The organism is Lysinibacillus sp. NPDC097162 (genome assembly GCF_044762185.1).
Classification (GTDB): domain Bacteria; phylum Bacillota; class Bacilli; order Bacillales_A; family Planococcaceae; genus Lysinibacillus.
Genome location: NZ_JBIWDT010000001.1, coordinates 469,376 through 487,154, shown reverse-complemented (window position 1 = coordinate 487,154; position 17,779 = coordinate 469,376). Strand labels below are relative to the sequence as shown.

The 17,779-nt window shown below is 38.3% G+C and carries 17 protein-coding genes; 1 reads left to right on the top strand and 16 read right to left on the bottom strand.

Annotated features, from left to right (window positions below; all coding sequences use genetic code 11):
* Positions 1 to 206: 206 nt before the first annotated feature.
* From ACIQXW_RS02300 to ACIQXW_RS02245, 12 genes are all read right to left on the bottom strand, one after another.
* Positions 207 to 1,505, bottom strand: a complete 1,299-nt coding sequence (locus tag ACIQXW_RS02300) for an RNA polymerase subunit sigma (protein WP_402759641.1) — start codon at positions 1,503 to 1,505, stop codon at positions 207 to 209.
* Positions 1,495 to 2,034 (bottom strand): RNA polymerase sigma factor SigX, encoded by a 540-nt coding sequence (gene sigX / locus ACIQXW_RS02295; RefSeq protein ID WP_402759639.1) that lies wholly within the window; start codon positions 2,032 to 2,034, stop codon positions 1,495 to 1,497. Before sigX ends, ACIQXW_RS02300 begins: the two co-directional genes overlap by 11 nt.
* 195 nt (positions 2,035 to 2,229) lie before the next feature.
* The gene (locus ACIQXW_RS02290) at positions 2,230 to 4,005 is read right to left on the bottom strand and encodes an ATP-binding protein (protein WP_340825526.1); all 1,776 of its coding nucleotides are present in this window, start codon (positions 4,003 to 4,005) and stop codon (positions 2,230 to 2,232) included.
* Positions 3,998 to 4,714 carry a response regulator transcription factor gene (locus tag ACIQXW_RS02285; RefSeq protein ID WP_024361488.1) on the bottom strand — a complete coding sequence of 239 codons (717 nt, stop codon included), beginning with the start codon at positions 4,712 to 4,714 and terminating at the stop codon, positions 3,998 to 4,000. The genes ACIQXW_RS02290 and ACIQXW_RS02285 overlap by 8 nt, the downstream gene beginning before the upstream one ends.
* Positions 4,715 to 4,830: 116 nt before the next feature.
* Positions 4,831 to 6,012, bottom strand: coding sequence for a c-type cytochrome biogenesis protein CcsB (ccsB, locus tag ACIQXW_RS02280; RefSeq protein WP_340825527.1), 1,182 nt, complete (start codon positions 6,010 to 6,012; stop codon positions 4,831 to 4,833).
* Entirely contained in the window at positions 6,009 to 7,682 is a 1,674-nt protein-coding gene (gene resB / locus ACIQXW_RS02275) for a cytochrome c biogenesis protein ResB (protein ID WP_401018966.1), read from the bottom strand. Before resB ends, ccsB begins: the two co-directional genes overlap by 4 nt.
* A 13-nt stretch (positions 7,683 to 7,695) precedes the next feature.
* Complete coding sequence (gene resA / locus ACIQXW_RS02270; protein WP_340825529.1) at positions 7,696 to 8,229, bottom strand: thiol-disulfide oxidoreductase ResA; 534 nt, start codon at positions 8,227 to 8,229, stop codon at positions 7,696 to 7,698.
* 275 nt (positions 8,230 to 8,504) lie between these two features.
* Positions 8,505 to 9,236, bottom strand: coding sequence for a pseudouridine synthase (locus tag ACIQXW_RS02265; RefSeq protein ID WP_340825530.1), 732 nt, complete (start codon positions 9,234 to 9,236; stop codon positions 8,505 to 8,507).
* A 410-nt stretch (positions 9,237 to 9,646) separates the two neighbouring features.
* Positions 9,647 to 10,237 carry a hypothetical protein gene (locus ACIQXW_RS02260; RefSeq protein ID WP_402759636.1) on the bottom strand — a complete coding sequence of 197 codons (591 nt, stop codon included), beginning with the start codon at positions 10,235 to 10,237 and terminating at the stop codon, positions 9,647 to 9,649.
* Between the two features lie 128 nt (positions 10,238 to 10,365).
* On the bottom strand, positions 10,366 to 11,436 hold the full coding sequence (locus ACIQXW_RS02255) for a D-alanyl-D-alanine carboxypeptidase family protein (protein ID WP_340825532.1): 1,071 nt from the start codon (positions 11,434 to 11,436) through the stop codon (positions 10,366 to 10,368).
* A gap of 79 nt (positions 11,437 to 11,515) precedes the next feature.
* On the bottom strand, positions 11,516 to 12,109 hold the full coding sequence (scpB, locus tag ACIQXW_RS02250) for an SMC-Scp complex subunit ScpB (RefSeq protein WP_340826510.1): 594 nt from the start codon (positions 12,107 to 12,109) through the stop codon (positions 11,516 to 11,518).
* Positions 12,081 to 12,860 carry a segregation/condensation protein A gene (locus ACIQXW_RS02245; protein WP_340825533.1) on the bottom strand — a complete coding sequence of 260 codons (780 nt, stop codon included), beginning with the start codon at positions 12,858 to 12,860 and terminating at the stop codon, positions 12,081 to 12,083. The genes scpB and ACIQXW_RS02245 overlap by 29 nt, the downstream gene beginning before the upstream one ends.
* Positions 12,861 to 12,915: 55 nt before the next feature.
* Here ACIQXW_RS02245 and ACIQXW_RS02240 point away from each other — a divergent pair, with 55 nt between their 5' ends.
* Entirely contained in the window at positions 12,916 to 13,419 is a 504-nt protein-coding gene (locus tag ACIQXW_RS02240; RefSeq protein ID WP_340825534.1) for a DUF309 domain-containing protein, read from the top strand.
* Here the strand turns inward: ACIQXW_RS02240 and ACIQXW_RS02235 are convergent.
* From ACIQXW_RS02235 to ACIQXW_RS02220, 4 genes are all read right to left on the bottom strand, one after another.
* Positions 13,416 to 13,787 carry a GNAT family N-acetyltransferase gene (locus tag ACIQXW_RS02235; protein ID WP_340825536.1) on the bottom strand — a complete coding sequence of 124 codons (372 nt, stop codon included), beginning with the start codon at positions 13,785 to 13,787 and terminating at the stop codon, positions 13,416 to 13,418. The two genes, ACIQXW_RS02240 and ACIQXW_RS02235, sit on opposite strands and share 4 nt — an antisense overlap.
* A 199-nt stretch (positions 13,788 to 13,986) precedes the next feature.
* The gene (gene lysA / locus ACIQXW_RS02230) at positions 13,987 to 15,306 is read right to left on the bottom strand and encodes a diaminopimelate decarboxylase (protein ID WP_340825537.1); all 1,320 of its coding nucleotides are present in this window, start codon (positions 15,304 to 15,306) and stop codon (positions 13,987 to 13,989) included.
* Between the two features lie 223 nt (positions 15,307 to 15,529).
* Positions 15,530 to 16,972 (bottom strand): spore germination protein, encoded by a 1,443-nt coding sequence (locus ACIQXW_RS02225; protein ID WP_401018971.1) that lies wholly within the window; start codon positions 16,970 to 16,972, stop codon positions 15,530 to 15,532.
* A 15-nt stretch (positions 16,973 to 16,987) separates the two neighbouring features.
* Complete coding sequence (locus ACIQXW_RS02220; RefSeq protein ID WP_337981793.1) at positions 16,988 to 17,776, bottom strand: SigF/SigG family RNA polymerase sporulation sigma factor; 789 nt, start codon at positions 17,774 to 17,776, stop codon at positions 16,988 to 16,990.
* Positions 17,777 to 17,779: the final 3 nt, after the last annotated feature.

The following is a 17,779-nucleotide window of genomic DNA, read 5'->3' as shown; positions in this document are numbered from 1 at the left end:
CCATTTGATTTTCGAGTTCAGGTAATTCGAATTCAGCCATGAACGACGAATTCCGCGTTTTAGCACTGGGATTCCGCGTTTCAGAGCCTGAATTCCGCGCTTCAACAGCCGGATTCCGCGCTTCAGCACCCGATTTCCGCGTTTTCCCCATCAGACAACTCATACAAAAAAACAGCTATCTCATAAAAGATAGCTGTTTTTCTTTGTTACTGCATTGTTTGTTTATTTGCACCTACAGGTATCGGTAAAAAATTTGTTAAATCAAAGCCTTCCCAACTATCCTGTACGACGTTATCTAAGCGTAGCTTTTTATCAAAGCTTGAAGCTGTCAGCATCATGGCCTCGATTAATTGCGTTGCCCGCACAGCATCCATTGTCATCAAATCTAACGGTGCGTCAAAGGTGATGACAACACCACCCTCTTCTTCTTTCACTGTGTACGTTACATTTTCAGGGATGACAGGTACATAAATATCATCTTTTTTATCACGCATGGCGATAAGTGCCTCTGTAACAGTAGGATATGTTTGGTGGAAGTCTGGCGATAAATATTCAGTACCATTTTCTTCTGTATATAAATAATAGTTGTAATGATTATCTTTCGTTAACTGTATAGGCTCACTTGGCTCACCAACCTGCGAAAATTCATAAGGAGTACCATCTGCATTTTTTAACGCAATCGCTTTATATTCAGAGTCGGAAAAAGTATCTTTTAACGAGCTTAAATATTTTGTTACGGAAGCTGAAGCTACATCGTAATCATTTTTTTTAGGTAAGACGTGAACTAGCGTCTCACCCTCTTCCTTCAACTCACCTTTGTATGGATGATAATTAGCAAAACCAAGTGCTTCCTCATCAATTTGTGGTGCGTATTTTTCATACATTTGTAGAGTTGTCGGCTTTTTCTTTCCAAAATCAGCCGTTAATTTTTCGTTCGGGATTACATAGGTCATTGGTATGCTATCAGCATTGCCACCTGGTAAGCCGATTCTAAATACTACTGCATTTGCTAAATCGTCTTCGTAAACTGATGTCCGAAGCGATAGCATTCGTGCATGTTCGGCACCGATATTCGCTTTCATCACACCATCTGCATTTTCATTTTCTTGTATAGCTCGATCCTCTTGCATCGTAGAAAAATTTTCAGGAGGGGCATTTGCCTCATCCTTAACTGGATTATTATTTGTTAAAAACACGTACCCTGCTATTGATAGTACAAAAACAGCTGCAATACTACTAAAAATAGGTAACTTACTCTTTTTACGCTTTTGCATCGGCTTGATGCTTTCATTCTCATAAGCAGCAATAGACTGCTCTTGCTCTTCAAGCACTTTTGAATCTGTTGGTTGTTGCATTGCTTCTTGAAGATGTATATTATCTTGCAGACGTGAATCTGCTAGCAATCGTTTCAACACTTCTTCTTTCGAACGGTTATCAGTCAGCTTCGGGGCATTCTTCAACATTTGTTCTAGTTGTTCATCGTCGTCAAATTGTTTATGAGTCATTGCCTTTTCGCCTCCTGTTCCCTAACCTGTTGTAGCTGTTGCCTAAAAATTTAATGGCTCGATGTTGCGTCGTCTTAACCTTTGCTTCTGTCCAATCAAGTATTTGCGCTGTTTCAGCAATCGATAAATCTTGGAAAAAGCGCATAATAATCACCATTTTTTGATCCCCTGTACAATTTTCAAGTGCAGACTCTATTTGCATTAATTCATCACTGGCCTGTAGCATATCTTCCGGTGATGGTGTGGTTGAATGTAGTTGTTCCGTTTCCCAGTCAAAAAAATCGAGCGAATGTTTTTTCCGCACTGCCTGCTTTCTAAAATGATCTATTGCGACATTTTTAGCAATAGCAAAAAGCCATGTTTTTTCACTGCTATTTCCTGCGAATTGTTCATACGATCGCAGAACACGAACGTACACCTCATGTGATAGATCCTCAGCAAGTGTACGATTTTTCACTAGATAAATAAGAAACTGGAACACGTCTTGATGGTATGAATCGTATAATCGATGGAACACGGAGTCATTCAAAGCACTCCACCCCCGTTCTCATAGTATTTGTCGTCTAACGCTCGCACAAGTTACATCTTAATTAATGATTTTTTGCTCAAAATTTCGCTATGTGCCATTTCCTGCACTAAAACTACATACAATCAGCTAACAGACATTGGCATTGGCATTAAGTTTTCGAATCAATGGCAATGGGCTTCTAACGGACAAAGTTAGTTAGTCAAAGGGTAAATAGAAAGTAAAGGTTGTTCCTTCTTTTAATACACTATCGACCATAATATTTCCAGAATGTGCCTTTACAATGTTTCGAGCAATAGCAAGCCCTAAACCTGTACCACCTTTAGAACGTGTACGCGCTTTATCAGCCTTGTAAAAACGCTCAAAAACATATGGTAAATCTTCCTGTGGAATACCATGTCCTGTATCCTGAACAGAGATTTTAGCAAATGTCGGTTCCTTCTCTACTTTCACAAAGACAGAACCTTCATCTGTATGACGCAGTGCATTATCAACTAAGTTCGTTAACACTTGTTCAATACGATCCTCATCCATGCTTATGACCGCATCTTCCTCAAACTCACTATTAAATAGGAGCTGTACATGCTTCTCTTTTGCTACTTGTGCAAATTTTTGCGTAATGCGCTCAAATGTCGCATTAATCGGTACTTCATCTTTGTATAATGTCATATGTCCAGATTCCATCCGTGCTAAATCCAATAAATCTGTAACTAAACGTCCCATACGCTTTGATTCATCATAAATAATTTTAGTAATCTCATTGCGCTCTTCTTGATCTTGTATAAAATCATCATCCATTAGCGCTTCTGAGTAGCCCTGAAGCATTGAAATAGGTGTCCGTAGCTCATGTGATACATTGGCAATAAAGTCTGAGCGAAGCTTTTCTAGACGATGCTGTTCTGTCATATCACGGATAACAGCAACAGCTCCTCGTATCAATTCCCCACTATAGAGCGGGCTAATCGTAAATGTATAATAATTTCCATCCATCTCAATTTCTTCTTCCAGCTTATCTTCAAACATTAATACATGATCAAGCATATGATATAGTTCAGGTGGAATAGGCTTTGCACTTTGCGAGCCTTTATTGACAAACCATTTTTGCATTAAGCGTTCCGCAGGTGGATTGCTGAGTAAAATAGTACGATCACGATTAAACGTTATAACAGCATCAGTCATAGAAGTTAAAATATTGGATAATTGCTCATTTTCTTGATTGATTACCTCTAGATTGTGCTTTAACTGGCGCCCCATTTGGTTGAATGCAACCGCAAGCTGTCCAATTTCATCGTTTTGCGTTGTCGGCATTTTTGCCTCGAAATTACCTTTTGCAATTTCAAATGCTAGCTCGCGCATTTTTCGTAGCGGTGAAGTAATACGTGATGAAAGGAAAAATGCAAAGAATGTCGTTAACACAAAGGCAATGAATGCCGCTAAAAAGACAATTTTCGTAGTCTCTTTGGACGTTTTATGTAACGCATCTGGACTTTGGTAAATAAATACAGCACCATGCACTTCATTTTCTACGTTTAGTGGGAAACCTAACACGACATACGATTCCATTTTTTCTTTATCAGTCGACGATGGCATCATCATTTCCTTAATGATCGGATCATCTGATTTGAAAACTTCATGGAATGCTTTATTCGCTAAAATTGCGCCTTGAATTTCTTTTTTGTTAACGCCTTCCTGCATCGCAAATGTTACTTCTAGATGATTAATGGCGATAAGCGCATTTGTACCATCAGGTAAAATATCTGTTAATAGTTGCGAAGTCGATTCGGCTGTTTCATTGTCATCCACTATACTCGCTATTGTTGCAGCCGTTTGACGCAACGAAATCTCGGCTTGCTGCATATGATAGTTTTGAAGGAATTCGAGCATTAAAACCGTGAAAACAAATAATACAAATGAAACGAGAAGCAATATGGTTACCCATAGCTTCCCGACAACACTGTTCCATATTCTATTCATTGACAACCTCAAATTTGTAACCAACGCCCCAAACAGTGACAATCATTTTTGCAGCGTTTTCTGATACACGATTGAGCTTCTCACGTAATCGCTTAACATGTGTATCTACTGTACGTAGATCCCCAAAGAAATCGTAATGCCAAACCTCTTTTAGTAATTGTTCACGGTCAAATACTTTGTCTGGAGATTTTGCAAGGAAATACAATAATTCATACTCTTTCGGTGTTAAATTTACTTCGATTCCCTCTGCAGTTACACGGTGTGCATCATGATCAATCATCAAGTGTTGGAATACCACTAAATCTTTTGATGAAGATGCATTTGTTGTAGGAGAAAATGCTTGTGAGCGACGCAAAATAGCTTTTACACGTAGCACTACTTCACGCGGACTAAATGGTTTTACAATATAATCATCTGCCCCAAGCTCGAAGCCTTGTACACGGTTCGCTTCCTCACCTTTTGCAGTTAATAAAATAATTGGAGTTGCAGCACGTTCTCTAATTTCTGCACAAACTTCTAGCCCATCTTTTTCAGGCATCATAATATCTAGTAAAATACAGTGATACTCTTTTTCTAAAGATTTCTCGATCGCTTCTTCACCATTCTCTGCTTCGTCGACTTGGTACCCTTCGCGCTCCAAATACATTTTTAATAAGCGGCGAATGCGATCCTCATCGTCTACTACTAATACTGAAATATTCTCTGACACTTTCACGATCCCTCTCTTCCAAACTTTCTCTATCCTCTATTGTACATGGTACACAACGTCTTGAAAAGAAAAGAAAGCCCTTTCGCCGCAGCGAAAAGGCTTTTCGTTTCCCATTGTTACGCGTAGGAGTGTAAACCTGCAAGAATTAAGTTAACAGCTATTAGGTTAAATAAAATAATACCAAAACCAATTAGTGCTAACCAAGCAGATTTTTCACCTTCCCAGCCCTTAGATAGACGTAGATGTAGGAATGCTGCATAGAATAACCATGTAATAAGGGCCCATACTTCTTTCGGGTCCCATCCCCAGAAACGACTCCACGCAAGTTGTGCCCAAATCATCGCAAAGATGAGTGCACCTAACGTGAAAACAGGGAAACCAATAATAACAGATCGATAACCAATTTCATCTAATAATTGCAGATTTACACGTTTAACAAGCGGCTGGAACAATGCGCTAATTCGACGACGTGCAATAAGACGAATTAATAAGTATAGTAATGACCCTACTAGTAAAGACCAAACAACTGTTGTTAATTTTTTCGCATTAATGAGTGCAGGCATTTCTACTAATGGAGACATGCCATGCTCCTCAACTGCCTCATAATCGTGCATGCCAAAAATTGGTGGCAAATTATAAGTAATTTGACGAGATACACCTTCTTTATCAAGATACGTGTATTTTGATTCGTAATCCATAACACTAAATGTAGATGAAACAGCAACAAAGCCAATTACAACAACTAAACAGTACATAACGGCTTCAAGCCAAAAACGTTGCTTTGAAGGCTTCTTTAAATCCACAACTTTTAATAAGTAAATTAAACCTGCAACTGCACTAATTGCTAAAATGGATTGACCCATGGCAGCTGTAATAACGTGAATTGTTAACCAATAACTTTGTAATGAAGGTACTAATGGACTTACTTCGCTCGGGAACATCGACGCATATGCAATAATTAAAAGCGCTACAGGTAACGCTACAAATCCTAATGCTGTCAGACGATAAATAAAGTAGATTAAAATGAATGCTGCAACGATAAACATCCCGAAAGCAGTTGTAAATTCAAACATATTACTTACAGGAGCGTGCCCTGTATGAATCCAACGTGTAATAAAATAACCAAGTTGTGCAAGGAAACCAACAATCGTCACTGTAATTGCAAGTTTACCCCATTTATCAGTATTTTTACCGGAAGCATTGGATTGTTTAATTGCACCGCCAAATAATAAGGTTGCTACTAGATAGGCTACAAATGCTACAAATAATAGATTCCCACTTAAGTCAATCAAACTCATAAGGTGTTGTCACCTTCCTTTTTATTATTGCCATGGCTTGTGGACTTTTCATCCTCTTCTGCTATATCTAACTGGTCATTATATTGTGGTAGACCAGCAAATGCAGTCACGGCATCTAAATCTTTTTTCATGCTAAACATATTTTTGTTTACGTGGGCAGCCATCAGTAATTTACCATCTGGCTCTACTTGTAACCAAAGACGACGGTGATTCCAATATGAACCAATCGCAACGCCAATCATGAAAATAATACCACCAACAAATAAAATAGGGATTGTGCGGTCTTTACGTATCGTAAAGCCTGACATATCTCGTGTTTCCACACTTGCAAATTTCATTTTGTATTGATTTTCGCCTAGTGGCTCTAGTGTTTGTTTAATAGCAACAAAGCTTGTTTCACCCTCTGGTGTTTCTGGTGTTGTCATTTTAAATAGAAATGCTGGATTATTAGGAACGGACGTCGCAGTTTGCGGTACACCATTTTCAAACCCAGAGAAGTCTGGCGTGTAGACAAGTAGTTTAACAGATGTACCATTTCCTAAATCATAGTCCTTTTTAGGGTTTGTTAAATCGATTTCTACTTTACCAAGTGATTGCTCAGTTGTTTTATTTACTAGTTCAAAATTCATTTGCTTTAATTCATTTAAACGATAATCCATTTGATATAATGCGTAGCCATCTTCTTTTAACGGATGGTTAACTCGAATTGAATAATCTCTAACCTTTTCTAGATTATCCGTATCACCAGCAATTGCATCTTCAGGCTGTTTGTATAACGTAACATTAGTTTGGAAGTTTTTTGCAACGACGTTCACGCCTTGTTTCAGCTGTTCGCCTTGTGGTGTATTATCATGTGTTTCTAAAATAAATTCATGATTTTCAATAAAATAACCTTCCATACCTGTTATTGCACGTGTTTCACCTTCACGTACCCATATCGATTCATCGACATAAAAACCAGGAACTAAACGCAACATAACCCCTGCTAAAAAGATAATGAGGCCTACATGATTTATGTACGGACCGTATCGAGCGAAACGCCCTTTTTCTGCTAACAAAGCACTTCCATCTCGACGAACATTATATTTCATCTCAGTCATTTTCTTTTCAACTTTATTAAGCGTCTCTTCAGGACTTCCAGTTACTTGTCCTTCCGCAACAATACGTTGGCGCTTCATAAAGCTTTCATGGCGCTTTACTCGTTGATTTTTCAATGATTTATAAAGTGGTATACCACGGTCAAGACTTGCAACAATAATCGATACCGCAAGCATCCCAACTAAAATTTGGAACCACCAAGAGCTATATAAATCTGAAAGACCTAATGTATAATAGATTTTCCCCACGAAACCATAAACATCCTCGTAATATGCTCCCTTTTCAATGTCAGAAGCTTTTACGTAAAACTCTTGCGGTAATAAGGTTCCAATTGAAGCTGCTATTAATGTGATAATAATTAAAGCGATTCCAACTTTAACACTAGAGAAAAAATTCCAAATTTTATCGACAATTGTTTTGTTGTACGTTTTTGAGCGAATAGCCGTACCATCATAGCGCATATCGACAACTTTATTCTGTTTTTCTTCTTCGGTTAAAGGACGACCACATTTCTCACAGAGCTTCGTGCCAAACGGATTACTATGTCCACAAGCACAAATGATATTCTCCATCGTCAATTACCCCTCATTTTGGCTTTATTAATTCCATGTAAGAAGCGATATTCGCCTCTGTCATTTCTCCAGTCGTAATTTTAACTACCTTACCATCTGGATCAATTAAAACAGTTGCAGGTAAATTCCCAACATTATAGGCAGTCATAACACTTTTTGTTTTGTCAATTACTACAGGAAATGTAAGATCGTACTTATCGACAAAATTTTGTACTTCAAAATCTGTTTGTGCAATGTTGACAGCCAATGTTTGAACACCTAGGTCTTTAAAGACTTGATACTGGTTGTTCATAGCTGGCATTTCCTTCTCACATGGCTTACACCAAGTTCCCCAGAAATTCAAAAATACCCCCTGCCCTCTATAATCAGACAGTTTGTGTTTCTCTCCATTTAAATCTACTAACGTGAAGTTCGGTGCTTCAGAGCCAACTGCTACTAACTCTACCTTATCCTTTGTCGCTGTCCCGTAAACAGTGTACCCTATGGCAAGCGCCAAAATAACTAAAATAATGGTACGGGTTACAAGACGTTTTTTCTTTTTCTCCAAGTTAATAAACCCCCTACTCAAATACGCCTCGAGGTAATTATGTCGATATTTCGCATTTGAACAAGAAACATCTGTTAGATCTCCCCGAGACTTACTTTGTTCAGCGTCTGCTGGATAAATTTAAAACTGGTGTACTATTCTCACCTATTATAGCAAAATGATACAAATTAACTTAGTTATTAATTATGAATGATTTATGAACGTTTTCACACGAGGAAAGTGAAAAACTCACTATACGTATAACGGTATGTTCACCTTCCATCGCTAATGTCCGTTTAGCCGAGTTGTCCCGTTTCAGCTAACACGCGTAATTGCTTGACTTCATGCTTCGACAATTCACGGTATTCTCCTGGTGTTAAACCATATAAATCTAAAAACGCAAAACGTTCACGTTTCAGTTTAACTACTGGTGTACCGATTGCCTCAAACATACGACGCACTTGACGATTTCGCCCTTCGTGAATAGTAATTTCACAAATCGCCTTGCCCGCTTGCTCATCAAAAGAAGTCATACTCACTTTTGCTGGTGCTGTTTTGCCATCTTCTAGTTTAATACCACGTTGTAGCTTTTTTAGACCCTCAATTGTAGGTATACCTTTTACTCGCGCAATGTACGTTTTATCAATTTTAAATTTCGGATGCGTCAACATAAAAGAAAACTCTCCATCATTTGTCAGTAATAATAATCCAGATGTATCATAATCTAGACGACCAACAGGGAAAATACGTTGCGGAATATGCTTAAATAAATCTGTGACAGTTTTGCGTCCTTTATCGTCCGTTACAGCAGAAATTGTTCCACGTGGTTTATATAGTAAGTAGTAGACTTTATCTTCTTTCTCAAGTTTGACACCCTCTACTTCAATTGTATCCGAGTTGGAAACTTTTGTTCCTAGCTCACGTACAACAACACCGTTTACCTTTACTTTACCTTCTACAATCAATTGCTCTGCTTTACGCCTTGAAGCGACACCCGCATAAGCAATAACTTTTTGTAATCTTTCCATTCTTTCACCTCTAGTTAAAAATGTAACCTTTTTAAGGTTATTTTTCCCGTCAATCTGTGAAAATTATGTCATACTTTTGTGTAATATAAAAGAGAAACTAATTTTGTACTAGTAATACGATAATTCTAAATAGTGTATTATTTGCTAGTTTATCGATTATTTGTCTTAGCGTAACATAAAGATTCACCGATGTTTGCTATTTATTTCTAATATGGACGAATCAACAAAATGCAAATCGCATTTAGAAAAGATATTTTATAAAGTGTCAGGCACTCAAACAATTCTGAATATTCACAACCCTATTCAAGTAAAAATCCACTTACACTTCTGTGGGAACGCACACAAAGGTCCGTCTTAGTGCCAGGCACTCAAACAATAAAAAAAGCTGCCCTCTTTAGGCAGCTTTTTTATTATTCATTTTCACTATATACATTTTCGATTGTAATGCCACTTTTACTTAATTCATAATTGATAAATGCCTTCGCTTTTGCTAACTTCGCCGTTAAAGATTGTTCGATTGTCGAACCATCGTTTAATGTGAATATAAGCTTATCTGGTTTAGTTACGCCATCTTTCTGCACATTTGTTTGTTCGACTTTAACAATCTCTTCCCAGCTTGTCGAGTCTTCTTGCAAGCTAAAAAAATTATTCGTATGTAACCCTTTTTCATCAATAATTTGATAATGATTGATACATAAAAATAAAATCGCTAGAACGAGCAGCCATGATGTACCAACGATTGTTCGTTGGACATTTCTCCCCTTTTTTGTAGTGGGAGTAATCAATAAATTTATTAATAAAATTATTGCCATCGCAATTAAGACAAACATCAAAATAATATATGCTTTAAAAATGGTCTCAAAAAGATAATATTCGTGCGGTCGGTAAAGAAGCTCTTGAATGGGAAATAGCAAAATAAATGGTGCTGTAAAGCTTGAAAGAAATAAAATAATGATAATAGCGATTTGAGTTTGCTTACGGGTATTTTCACTAGTAGCCATAATAGTATACCTCCTAATGCTTCCATATTATAACTCTCATTATTTTACACCATTTACAATAAATATAAAATAGTTTCTAGTAAACAATATACCATATTATTCATTATAAAAAAATCAGCGCATCGCTTTTAACGATCCGCTGATTCTACTTTAACAGGCGTTGCATAAATACGCTCTTCCCCAATAAATATCGAAAGTACTGCTTCCTTTCTTTTTCTGGACACTTGAAGTACTTGCCTAACTGTCTTTTTTTCCTCTTTGTTTAATTGCAATTGAATTGGTTGCTCTAAACGGATAGCCAGTTTATCGTTGACATTGTATTTCCCCTTTTTCACAACCGTCTCCATATTATAATTTTTCCAAACCTCATTTGCTAAACCTCGATGCATATTCCAGTCATCAGATTCATTTAAAGTGACAACAATACATGTTTGCCCATCTTTATGAAAAGCAGTTGCCAATGTTCTTCCAGCGACCTTTGTAAAACCAGTCTTTCCAGCAAAAGCAGTACCTGTTGCTGATTTCAATGAACTTACAGGTTGCTCCGTCTCATCATCTACATCAGCTGCGACTCCTGAGCCTTCTCGTAATAAGCGGTGTTTATTTTCCCACAGCATGCCGTTTTCTGTATTGGCACGATAAAGGACAGTAGATGCAATTTTTTCAAAGGTTTTATTTTGGAGCGCTAACCTCAACATCTCCGCTGTATCTCTTGCAGAAGATAAATGCTCGTCATGATGCAAGCCAGACGGGTTCATAAAAACTGTATTTGTGAGGCCAGCAATCACCGCTCGTTCATTCATTAATTTGACAAAACCTTCAACTGAACCACCTGCATGCTCAGCTAATGCAGTTGCAGCATCATTGCCAGATCGGAGCATTAAGCCATAAAGCAAGGTTTCAACTGTTACCGTCTCACCAGCTTGCAAATAAATAGACGAACCTTCAGCCATTGCAGCCCTTGGAGAAATGACTACTTCATCTTGTAGATCACTGTTTTCAATGGCGACGAGAGCTGTCCAAATTTTTGTTAAACTTGCGATTGGGAGCCTTGCATCACTATTAGTACCTGATAATACGCGACCTGTGTCGCCGTCTAACACAACATATCCGCTTCCGCCTCTTGCCAAACCATTTTGTGGAAAAACTAAAATTCCAACTACTACCATGAACAACATTACTCGTAGTAACCGTAGCAACAAGCCACTCCTTATTATAAGTGATAGATAAGTAAAAACTATTAAACTAAAAAGGAAAGCGACGAGCACATTTCCTCTATTACTTAACGCCGTTAAAAGTTTCTTGGAATTTGGTCATAAATAAATCCGTTTCTTGCTCTGTATCTCCATTTTCCTCCTCAGGTAATGGAGGCATTTCTTCAATACTATTTAAACCAAAGTAATTTAAGAACTCTTTTGTTGTGCCATATAAAATAGCACGTCCAGTTCCCTCTGAACGGCCAACCTCTTTCACTAGCCCTCTGGAAGCCAGTGTTTGTAGTGGCCGTTCACATTTTACGCCTCGTAAATCTTCAATCGCTACCCTTGTAATAGGTTGTTTATACGCCACTATAGCCAATACTTCTAAGGATGCCTGAGATAATGATTGTGCTGTCGGATTCTCTACTAATTTTTGTATCGTATCTGCAAGCTCATGCTTTGTAATTAATTGGTAAACACCAGCCATTTCTTTAATTGTAATTCCTCTATTTTCATCTTCGTCAAATGCTGTACGTAATGCATCCATAGCTTGTGCAACAACTTCTTCTGCATCACCAAGCAAGTGTGCCAATTGCTTAATCGTTAAGCCATCATCTCCCACAACAAATAATAAAGCTTCAATTCTACTTTGTAGGATCATTGTTTTCGTCATCATCCCATTCCTCCTTCTGTAATGTGACCGTTAGTTCTTCAAAATTACCGTCTTGCTCTACAATGACAATCTGACGTTTCATCAGTTCCAGCAGTGATAGAAACGTTAAAATCAGTGTTGGTTTATCTTCATAGGGAAAAAGCTCGAAAAATGATGCACGTCCACCTGTGGAACGTAAAGAATTCACAACCGAACGCATTTGATCTTTAACCGAGCGTTCCTGTCTCGTGACAGTTGTTTTTAATGGCTTTTTTAATTTTTTTCTGCGCATCAGCTTTTGGAAGGCACCAAGCATATCATATATATTGACATTCATATCGAACAACGCCATTTGCTCATCTGATGCCAATCCCGATAAATCTGTTGGTGGTCTCGTAAACACCTGCGCTCTATCTGATTCAAGCTCCTGTAGGTTGCCTGCCGCTTCTTTATATTTTTTATACTCTATTAAACGTTGAACCAGTTCCTCACGAGGGTCAGGTCCATCGACTTCAATTTCCGCATCCTCTAGCTCTCCTTCATGTATCGGTAAGAGCATACGACTTTTTATGGCTAAGAGTGTAGCAGCCATCACTAAATACTCACTCGCCTCATTTAATTCCAGTACCTGCATCGCATGGATATGATCTATATATTGTTGCGTAATTTCAGCCATTGGAATATCATAGATATCAATTTCCAATCTGTGAATTAAGTGCAATAATAAATCAAGAGGTCCTGAAAAGGCTTCTAATTTTACTTCATAAGACATTATTTTACCACCCTGATCTTCAATGTTCTTTTAGTATAGTGGAAAGGAGTCCAAAATGCATCCACAGCACCATACTTTATTTATTGATTACTGTGCCTATTTCAATGGCAATGGGGATTTTTTTGAATGCCATGAAGTACTCGAGGAATATTGGAAGGACATCGCGCCTGGCAATAAAAATCATCCTCTTGTAGGTTATGTTCAATTAGCGACAGGATTATATCATTGGCGTCGCGGCAACGCAACTGGTGCTTTCAAAATCCTACATAAAGCACTCAATAATTTTCAACTCAATAAAGGAAATGTGTTTTTTCATGAAATAGACTACACAATTCTTATCACAAAATTAACCGAAACGCTCAACAACATTCGAATGGGCAAGTCCTTTCAAGCGTTTCAATTACCGCTAATGCCCGCTTTACATGATTTAGTGATGGCGCGCATACTACTTTTACCGGAAAGTAGCGCTGATTATCTTCTTCATAAACATATGCTCCGTGATCGCTCACATATTCTTGCTGAACGACAAGAAAGCAAACAAAGAAAAAGCAGACGTTAATTTTCGTCTGCTTTTTCTTCATTACATTGTATACATTTTTGAACAAATTCACGCGTTTCATCCGTTGCACGCACATGTTCGTATTGGCCAAGTTCTGCTACTTCTTGTAGCATTTCTTTTGCCACACCTTCACCTCTATAAGATGGAACTACAGAAACGTGCTGAATAGTTGCTGTGTTATTGTCTACTACAAGCCCGACGATACCAACATACTCATCGTTCTTTTTCCATAAATATAATACCCAATTCTCATCATTTTCATAAGATTGGATTGTCTCTGTGAGCTTTTTAATGTCTTTTTCGTTAGGCATAAACGAGAGTAGCCCCATCGCTATTTTCTCGAAAGCTTTTTTATATCGAATTAACATATTTGTCTATTCCCTCTTTTTCTAGCTGTACATAATCTTTGACTATCCTACACGATTTGTACTATTACCGCAAGCCAATTTCTGTCTTACGAACCAGGGCCGAGAATACCTTTTGATGCTAACACCCAATAGACAACGCCCCACAATAAAATAAAAGTCGTCATGGACGCTAATAATACCCATTTATTTTTTCTCAAATTCATTCACCCTTTTTTAACGTTAACGGGAGATCATTTTGTACAATATCTTCATAACTTTCACGTTTAATGGCTAATTGGTGCTGTCCATTTTCTACAAATACCACCGCTGGACGTGGTACACGATTGTAGTTGCTCGCCATCGAATAGCCATATGCCCCTGTACAGAAGATTGCTAGTACATCACCTGAAGCTGCTTCTTGTAATTTTGCATCGATAATCAATTTATCGCCCGATTCACAAAGTTTTCCAGCTACAGTGTACGTTTCTTCTTTAGGTGCATTGGCTTTACTCGCAATGACCGCCTCGTATTTCGCATCGTAAAGTGCAGGACGAATATTATCACTCATTCCACCATCAACTGCAATGTAGTTCCGTACATCTGGTACTGTTTTTTGAGAACCTATTGTATAAAGTGATGTTCCTGCATCGCCAACCAGTGAACGACCTGGTTCAATCCAGATTTCTGGCATCGTTAGCCCAAGTACCGTTGCTTTATTTTTCACAACTGTAATCATATCCTCAACATATACTTGCGGCTCAAGCGGTGCGTCTTCTTCTGTATAGCGAATACCAAAGCCCCCACCTAAGTTTAACACAGTGCACGTAAAACCGTGAGTCTTGTTCCAGTTAGAAATCTTGTCGATTAATTTTTCTCCCGCTAAACCAAAGCCAGCTGTATCAAAAATTTGAGAGCCTATATGGCAATGTAAGCCCAAAAGCTGTAAGTATTCATGTTTAAATGTTTGCTCGAATGCTTCATCTGCTTGGCCGTTGTTTAAGTCAAAGCCAAATTTAGAATCAGCTTGCCCTGTCGTAATGAAATCATGTGTATGTGCCTCAACACCTGGTGTGACACGTAACAAAATACGCATGTTTTGCTGACGGCGCTCTGAAATTTCTTTTAAAAGCTTAATTTCATAGAAGTTATCTACTACAATACAACCAATTTTTGAGTCAAAGGCTAGCTCTAATTCGGCAATACTTTTATTATTGCCATGGAAGTGAATGCGCTCTGCAGGGAATCCAGCTTTTAATGCTGTAAATAGCTCCCCTCCAGAGACAACATCCAATGATAGATTTTCCTCTGCTGCTAATTGATACACCGCTACACATGCAAATGCTTTTGAAGCATAAGCTACTTCTGCTTTTACACCTAGTTTTTTAAATGTATCGATAAAGCTGCGTGCACGCTTCCGAATAAGCGCCGTATCGTACACAAAAAGTGGTGTACCGTATACTTTTGCAAGCTCTAATGTGTCTACTTGTCCTATTGTTAAATGTCCATCTTCAGAAATCGCTTGTGTTCCATATAAATGCATTTGCATCTCTCCCTTTTCACGTCTCCATTTTGTAACAATTGCACCTCATGGTGTACCCAAAAACTTAGTTTTGAAAACATCCAATCGAGGCATTATCTTTTACGAGCATGTAAATGGCTCATTGCTCATACCATTTGGGCATGCTAACAAAAATAATTTTTGCAAAAATCACAAAATACTATAGGTGAACTTTATCACATGAAAAAAGTGAGTGCAACGGCTCCTATGATCTTTTTCGCTGTTTGGAATCGACAACAAAAGGTCTTAATGCATCCGATGTCATTGGGAAACGGATAATTACCCGAAGCATTGCTGTTGGGAAAAATGGTACGAGCGGCCACAAATACGGCGCTTGTAACGGACGTAATGAACATAAATACGTAAATAATATAAATACCCCAATGAATAATCCATCCGCCCCCCAAATGCCTGTCATAAGGAGCAAGAAAATTCTAAAGAGCTTAATGGAAATACTTAGCTCATAAGATGGAATAATAAATGTAAATATCGCTCCTACTGCTGTATATAACACAACTTCTGATGAGAAAACGCCAACATCAATCGCGATTTGTCCAATAATTACCCCTGCTACTAATCCCATTGCAGTGGACAATGGCGTAGGGGTATGAATGGCGGCCATCCTTAAAAATTCAATCCCTATATCAGCTATTAGAATTTGCAGTAATATTGGAATATGTGATTTTTCCTGACTACCTAAAAAGGACAAGGTGTCAGGTAATAACGATTCGTTCGTTACAAATAAGTACCATAATGGTAGTAATAGTAACCCCATAATCGTTCCGAAATAACGCATAAAACGAACAAATGTCCCAACAATTGGCGCTTGTCTGTATTCTTCAGCGTGCTGCAATAAATGGAAAATTGTAATAGGTACTAAAATAACTGAAGGTGAAGTATCCACCATAATGGCCACATGGCCCTCTAATAAATGAGCAGCGACAATATCGGGTCGTTCTGTATAACGTACAAATGGTATTGGGTGAAACTTTTGCTTAAATAGCCACTCCTCTAGAGATTTATCGGCCATTGTCAAACCATCATGGTTAATTTGACCAAGACGCTGTCGCAATTTATCGAGCATTTCCTCATTTGCAATATCCTTCATAAACGCAATTGCGACATCGGTTTGACCGATTTTGGATATTTTATGTAGCTCGAAACGTAAATTACTGTTGCGAATGCGTCGACGCACTAAAGCTGTATTTTGTGAAATTCCTTCCGTAAAGCCATCCCTTGAACCACGTATTACCTTTTCATTATCAGGCTCTTCTGGTGATCGCCCTGGATAATTTCGCAGCTCAGCAACATAACAGTAACCACCTTTAGTGATAAATGTTACTTGTCCACTTAAAATGGCGAGCAAATAGGCTTTACGCTCTGTTTCTTCAGAACGACCATGAAAATTGAAAATTGTTTCAAAATATTCTTTCTCATCGTCAATATCGATGTCTTCTTCAGGTAACATACTAGATAGTAGCTGCGTTAGGGCTTCCCCATCTACAAGCCCACTAATATATGCACAAAGAACCGGCAAATCTTTGACAAATAAATGCTTAATTCCAACGTCAAATGATTCGCCGTCCCCAAATTGCTCTTTAAGAAAATCTTCGGCTTCTTCTAAGCTGTTAAATAGTTTATTTGTCATGGTGTCACCATTTTCTTAGATGTCTTTTTCTACTCCATGTTCGACTGTGGCACTCGTGGCCATCCAGCTTTTTAACTGCGCTAAAATCTTTTTCTCTAAACGAGATACTTGTACTTGTGAAATACCAAGCCTGTTGGCAATTTCAGTTTGTGTACAGTCTGAAAAATATCGTAAATAAATAATGGATTGCTCTCTGGGGTCTAATCTTGTTAGCACTTCTTTAAGCGGAATATACTCAAATGGTTGCTCAGATTTTTCATCCTTCATTTGGTCCATTAACGTAATAGAATCCCCTTCACTTTCATACAATTGCTCATGTAAAGAAGCAGGATCCCTTAAAGCATCCGATGCCGTTACGATTTCCTCTGTCGTAACACCAAGTACTTGTGCTAAATCTTGAATGGTCGGTGGATGCTCATTGTTCTTAATAAATTCGTCAGTTGCATGGCGTATTTTAAAGTTAAGCTCACGAATCGAGCGGCTCACCTTCACCATGCCATCATCCCTTAAGAAGCGCTGTATTTCGCCGATAATCATCGGCACCGCATATGTGGAAAACTTCACATCGTATGCTAGATCAAACTTATCTACAGATTTCATAAGCCCTATACAGCCAATTTGAAATAAATCTTCGAGCTCCACGCCCCTTGTAGTAAAGCGTTGGACGATGGACCATACAAGTCTCGTATTCCCCTCAATCATTCGTTTACGAGCTTCATGGTCGCCCTGTTGTGAACGCGCAATTAAATCACGCATTTCCTCCTGTGACAAAAGCTTATCGGACGACTGTTCTATCGGCTTCACGAT

Bases quoted from the DNA above. Each gene is read 5' to 3' on its own strand.
- ACIQXW_RS02225 (WP_401018971.1), bottom strand. From the start codon at position 16,972: ATGACAAATAAACTATTTAACAGCTTAGAAGAAGCCGAAGATTTTCTT.
- ACIQXW_RS02290 (WP_340825526.1), bottom strand. From the start codon at position 4,005: ATGAATAGAATATGGAACAGTGTTGTCGGGAAGCTATGGGTAACCATA.
- ACIQXW_RS02240 (WP_340825534.1), top strand. From the start codon at position 12,916: ATGCATCCACAGCACCATACTTTATTTATTGATTACTGTGCCTATTTC.
- ACIQXW_RS02245 (WP_340825533.1), bottom strand. From the start codon at position 12,860: ATGTCTTATGAAGTAAAATTAGAAGCCTTTTCAGGACCTCTTGATTTA.
- lysA (WP_340825537.1), bottom strand. From the start codon at position 15,306: ATGCATTTATATGGAACACAAGCGATTTCTGAAGATGGACATTTAACA.
- resB (WP_401018966.1), bottom strand. From the start codon at position 7,682: ATGGAGAATATCATTTGTGCTTGTGGACATAGTAATCCGTTTGGCACG.
- ACIQXW_RS02235 (WP_340825536.1), bottom strand. From the start codon at position 13,787: ATGTTAATTCGATATAAAAAAGCTTTCGAGAAAATAGCGATGGGGCTA.
- scpB (WP_340826510.1), bottom strand. From the start codon at position 12,109: ATGACGAAAACAATGATCCTACAAAGTAGAATTGAAGCTTTATTATTT.
- ACIQXW_RS02300 (WP_402759641.1), bottom strand. From the start codon at position 1,505: ATGACTCATAAACAATTTGACGACGATGAACAACTAGAACAAATGTTG.
- ACIQXW_RS02265 (WP_340825530.1), bottom strand. From the start codon at position 9,236: ATGGAAAGATTACAAAAAGTTATTGCTTATGCGGGTGTCGCTTCAAGG.
- ACIQXW_RS02260 (WP_402759636.1), bottom strand. From the start codon at position 10,237: ATGGCTACTAGTGAAAATACCCGTAAGCAAACTCAAATCGCTATTATC.
- ccsB (WP_340825527.1), bottom strand. From the start codon at position 6,012: ATGAGTTTGATTGACTTAAGTGGGAATCTATTATTTGTAGCATTTGTA.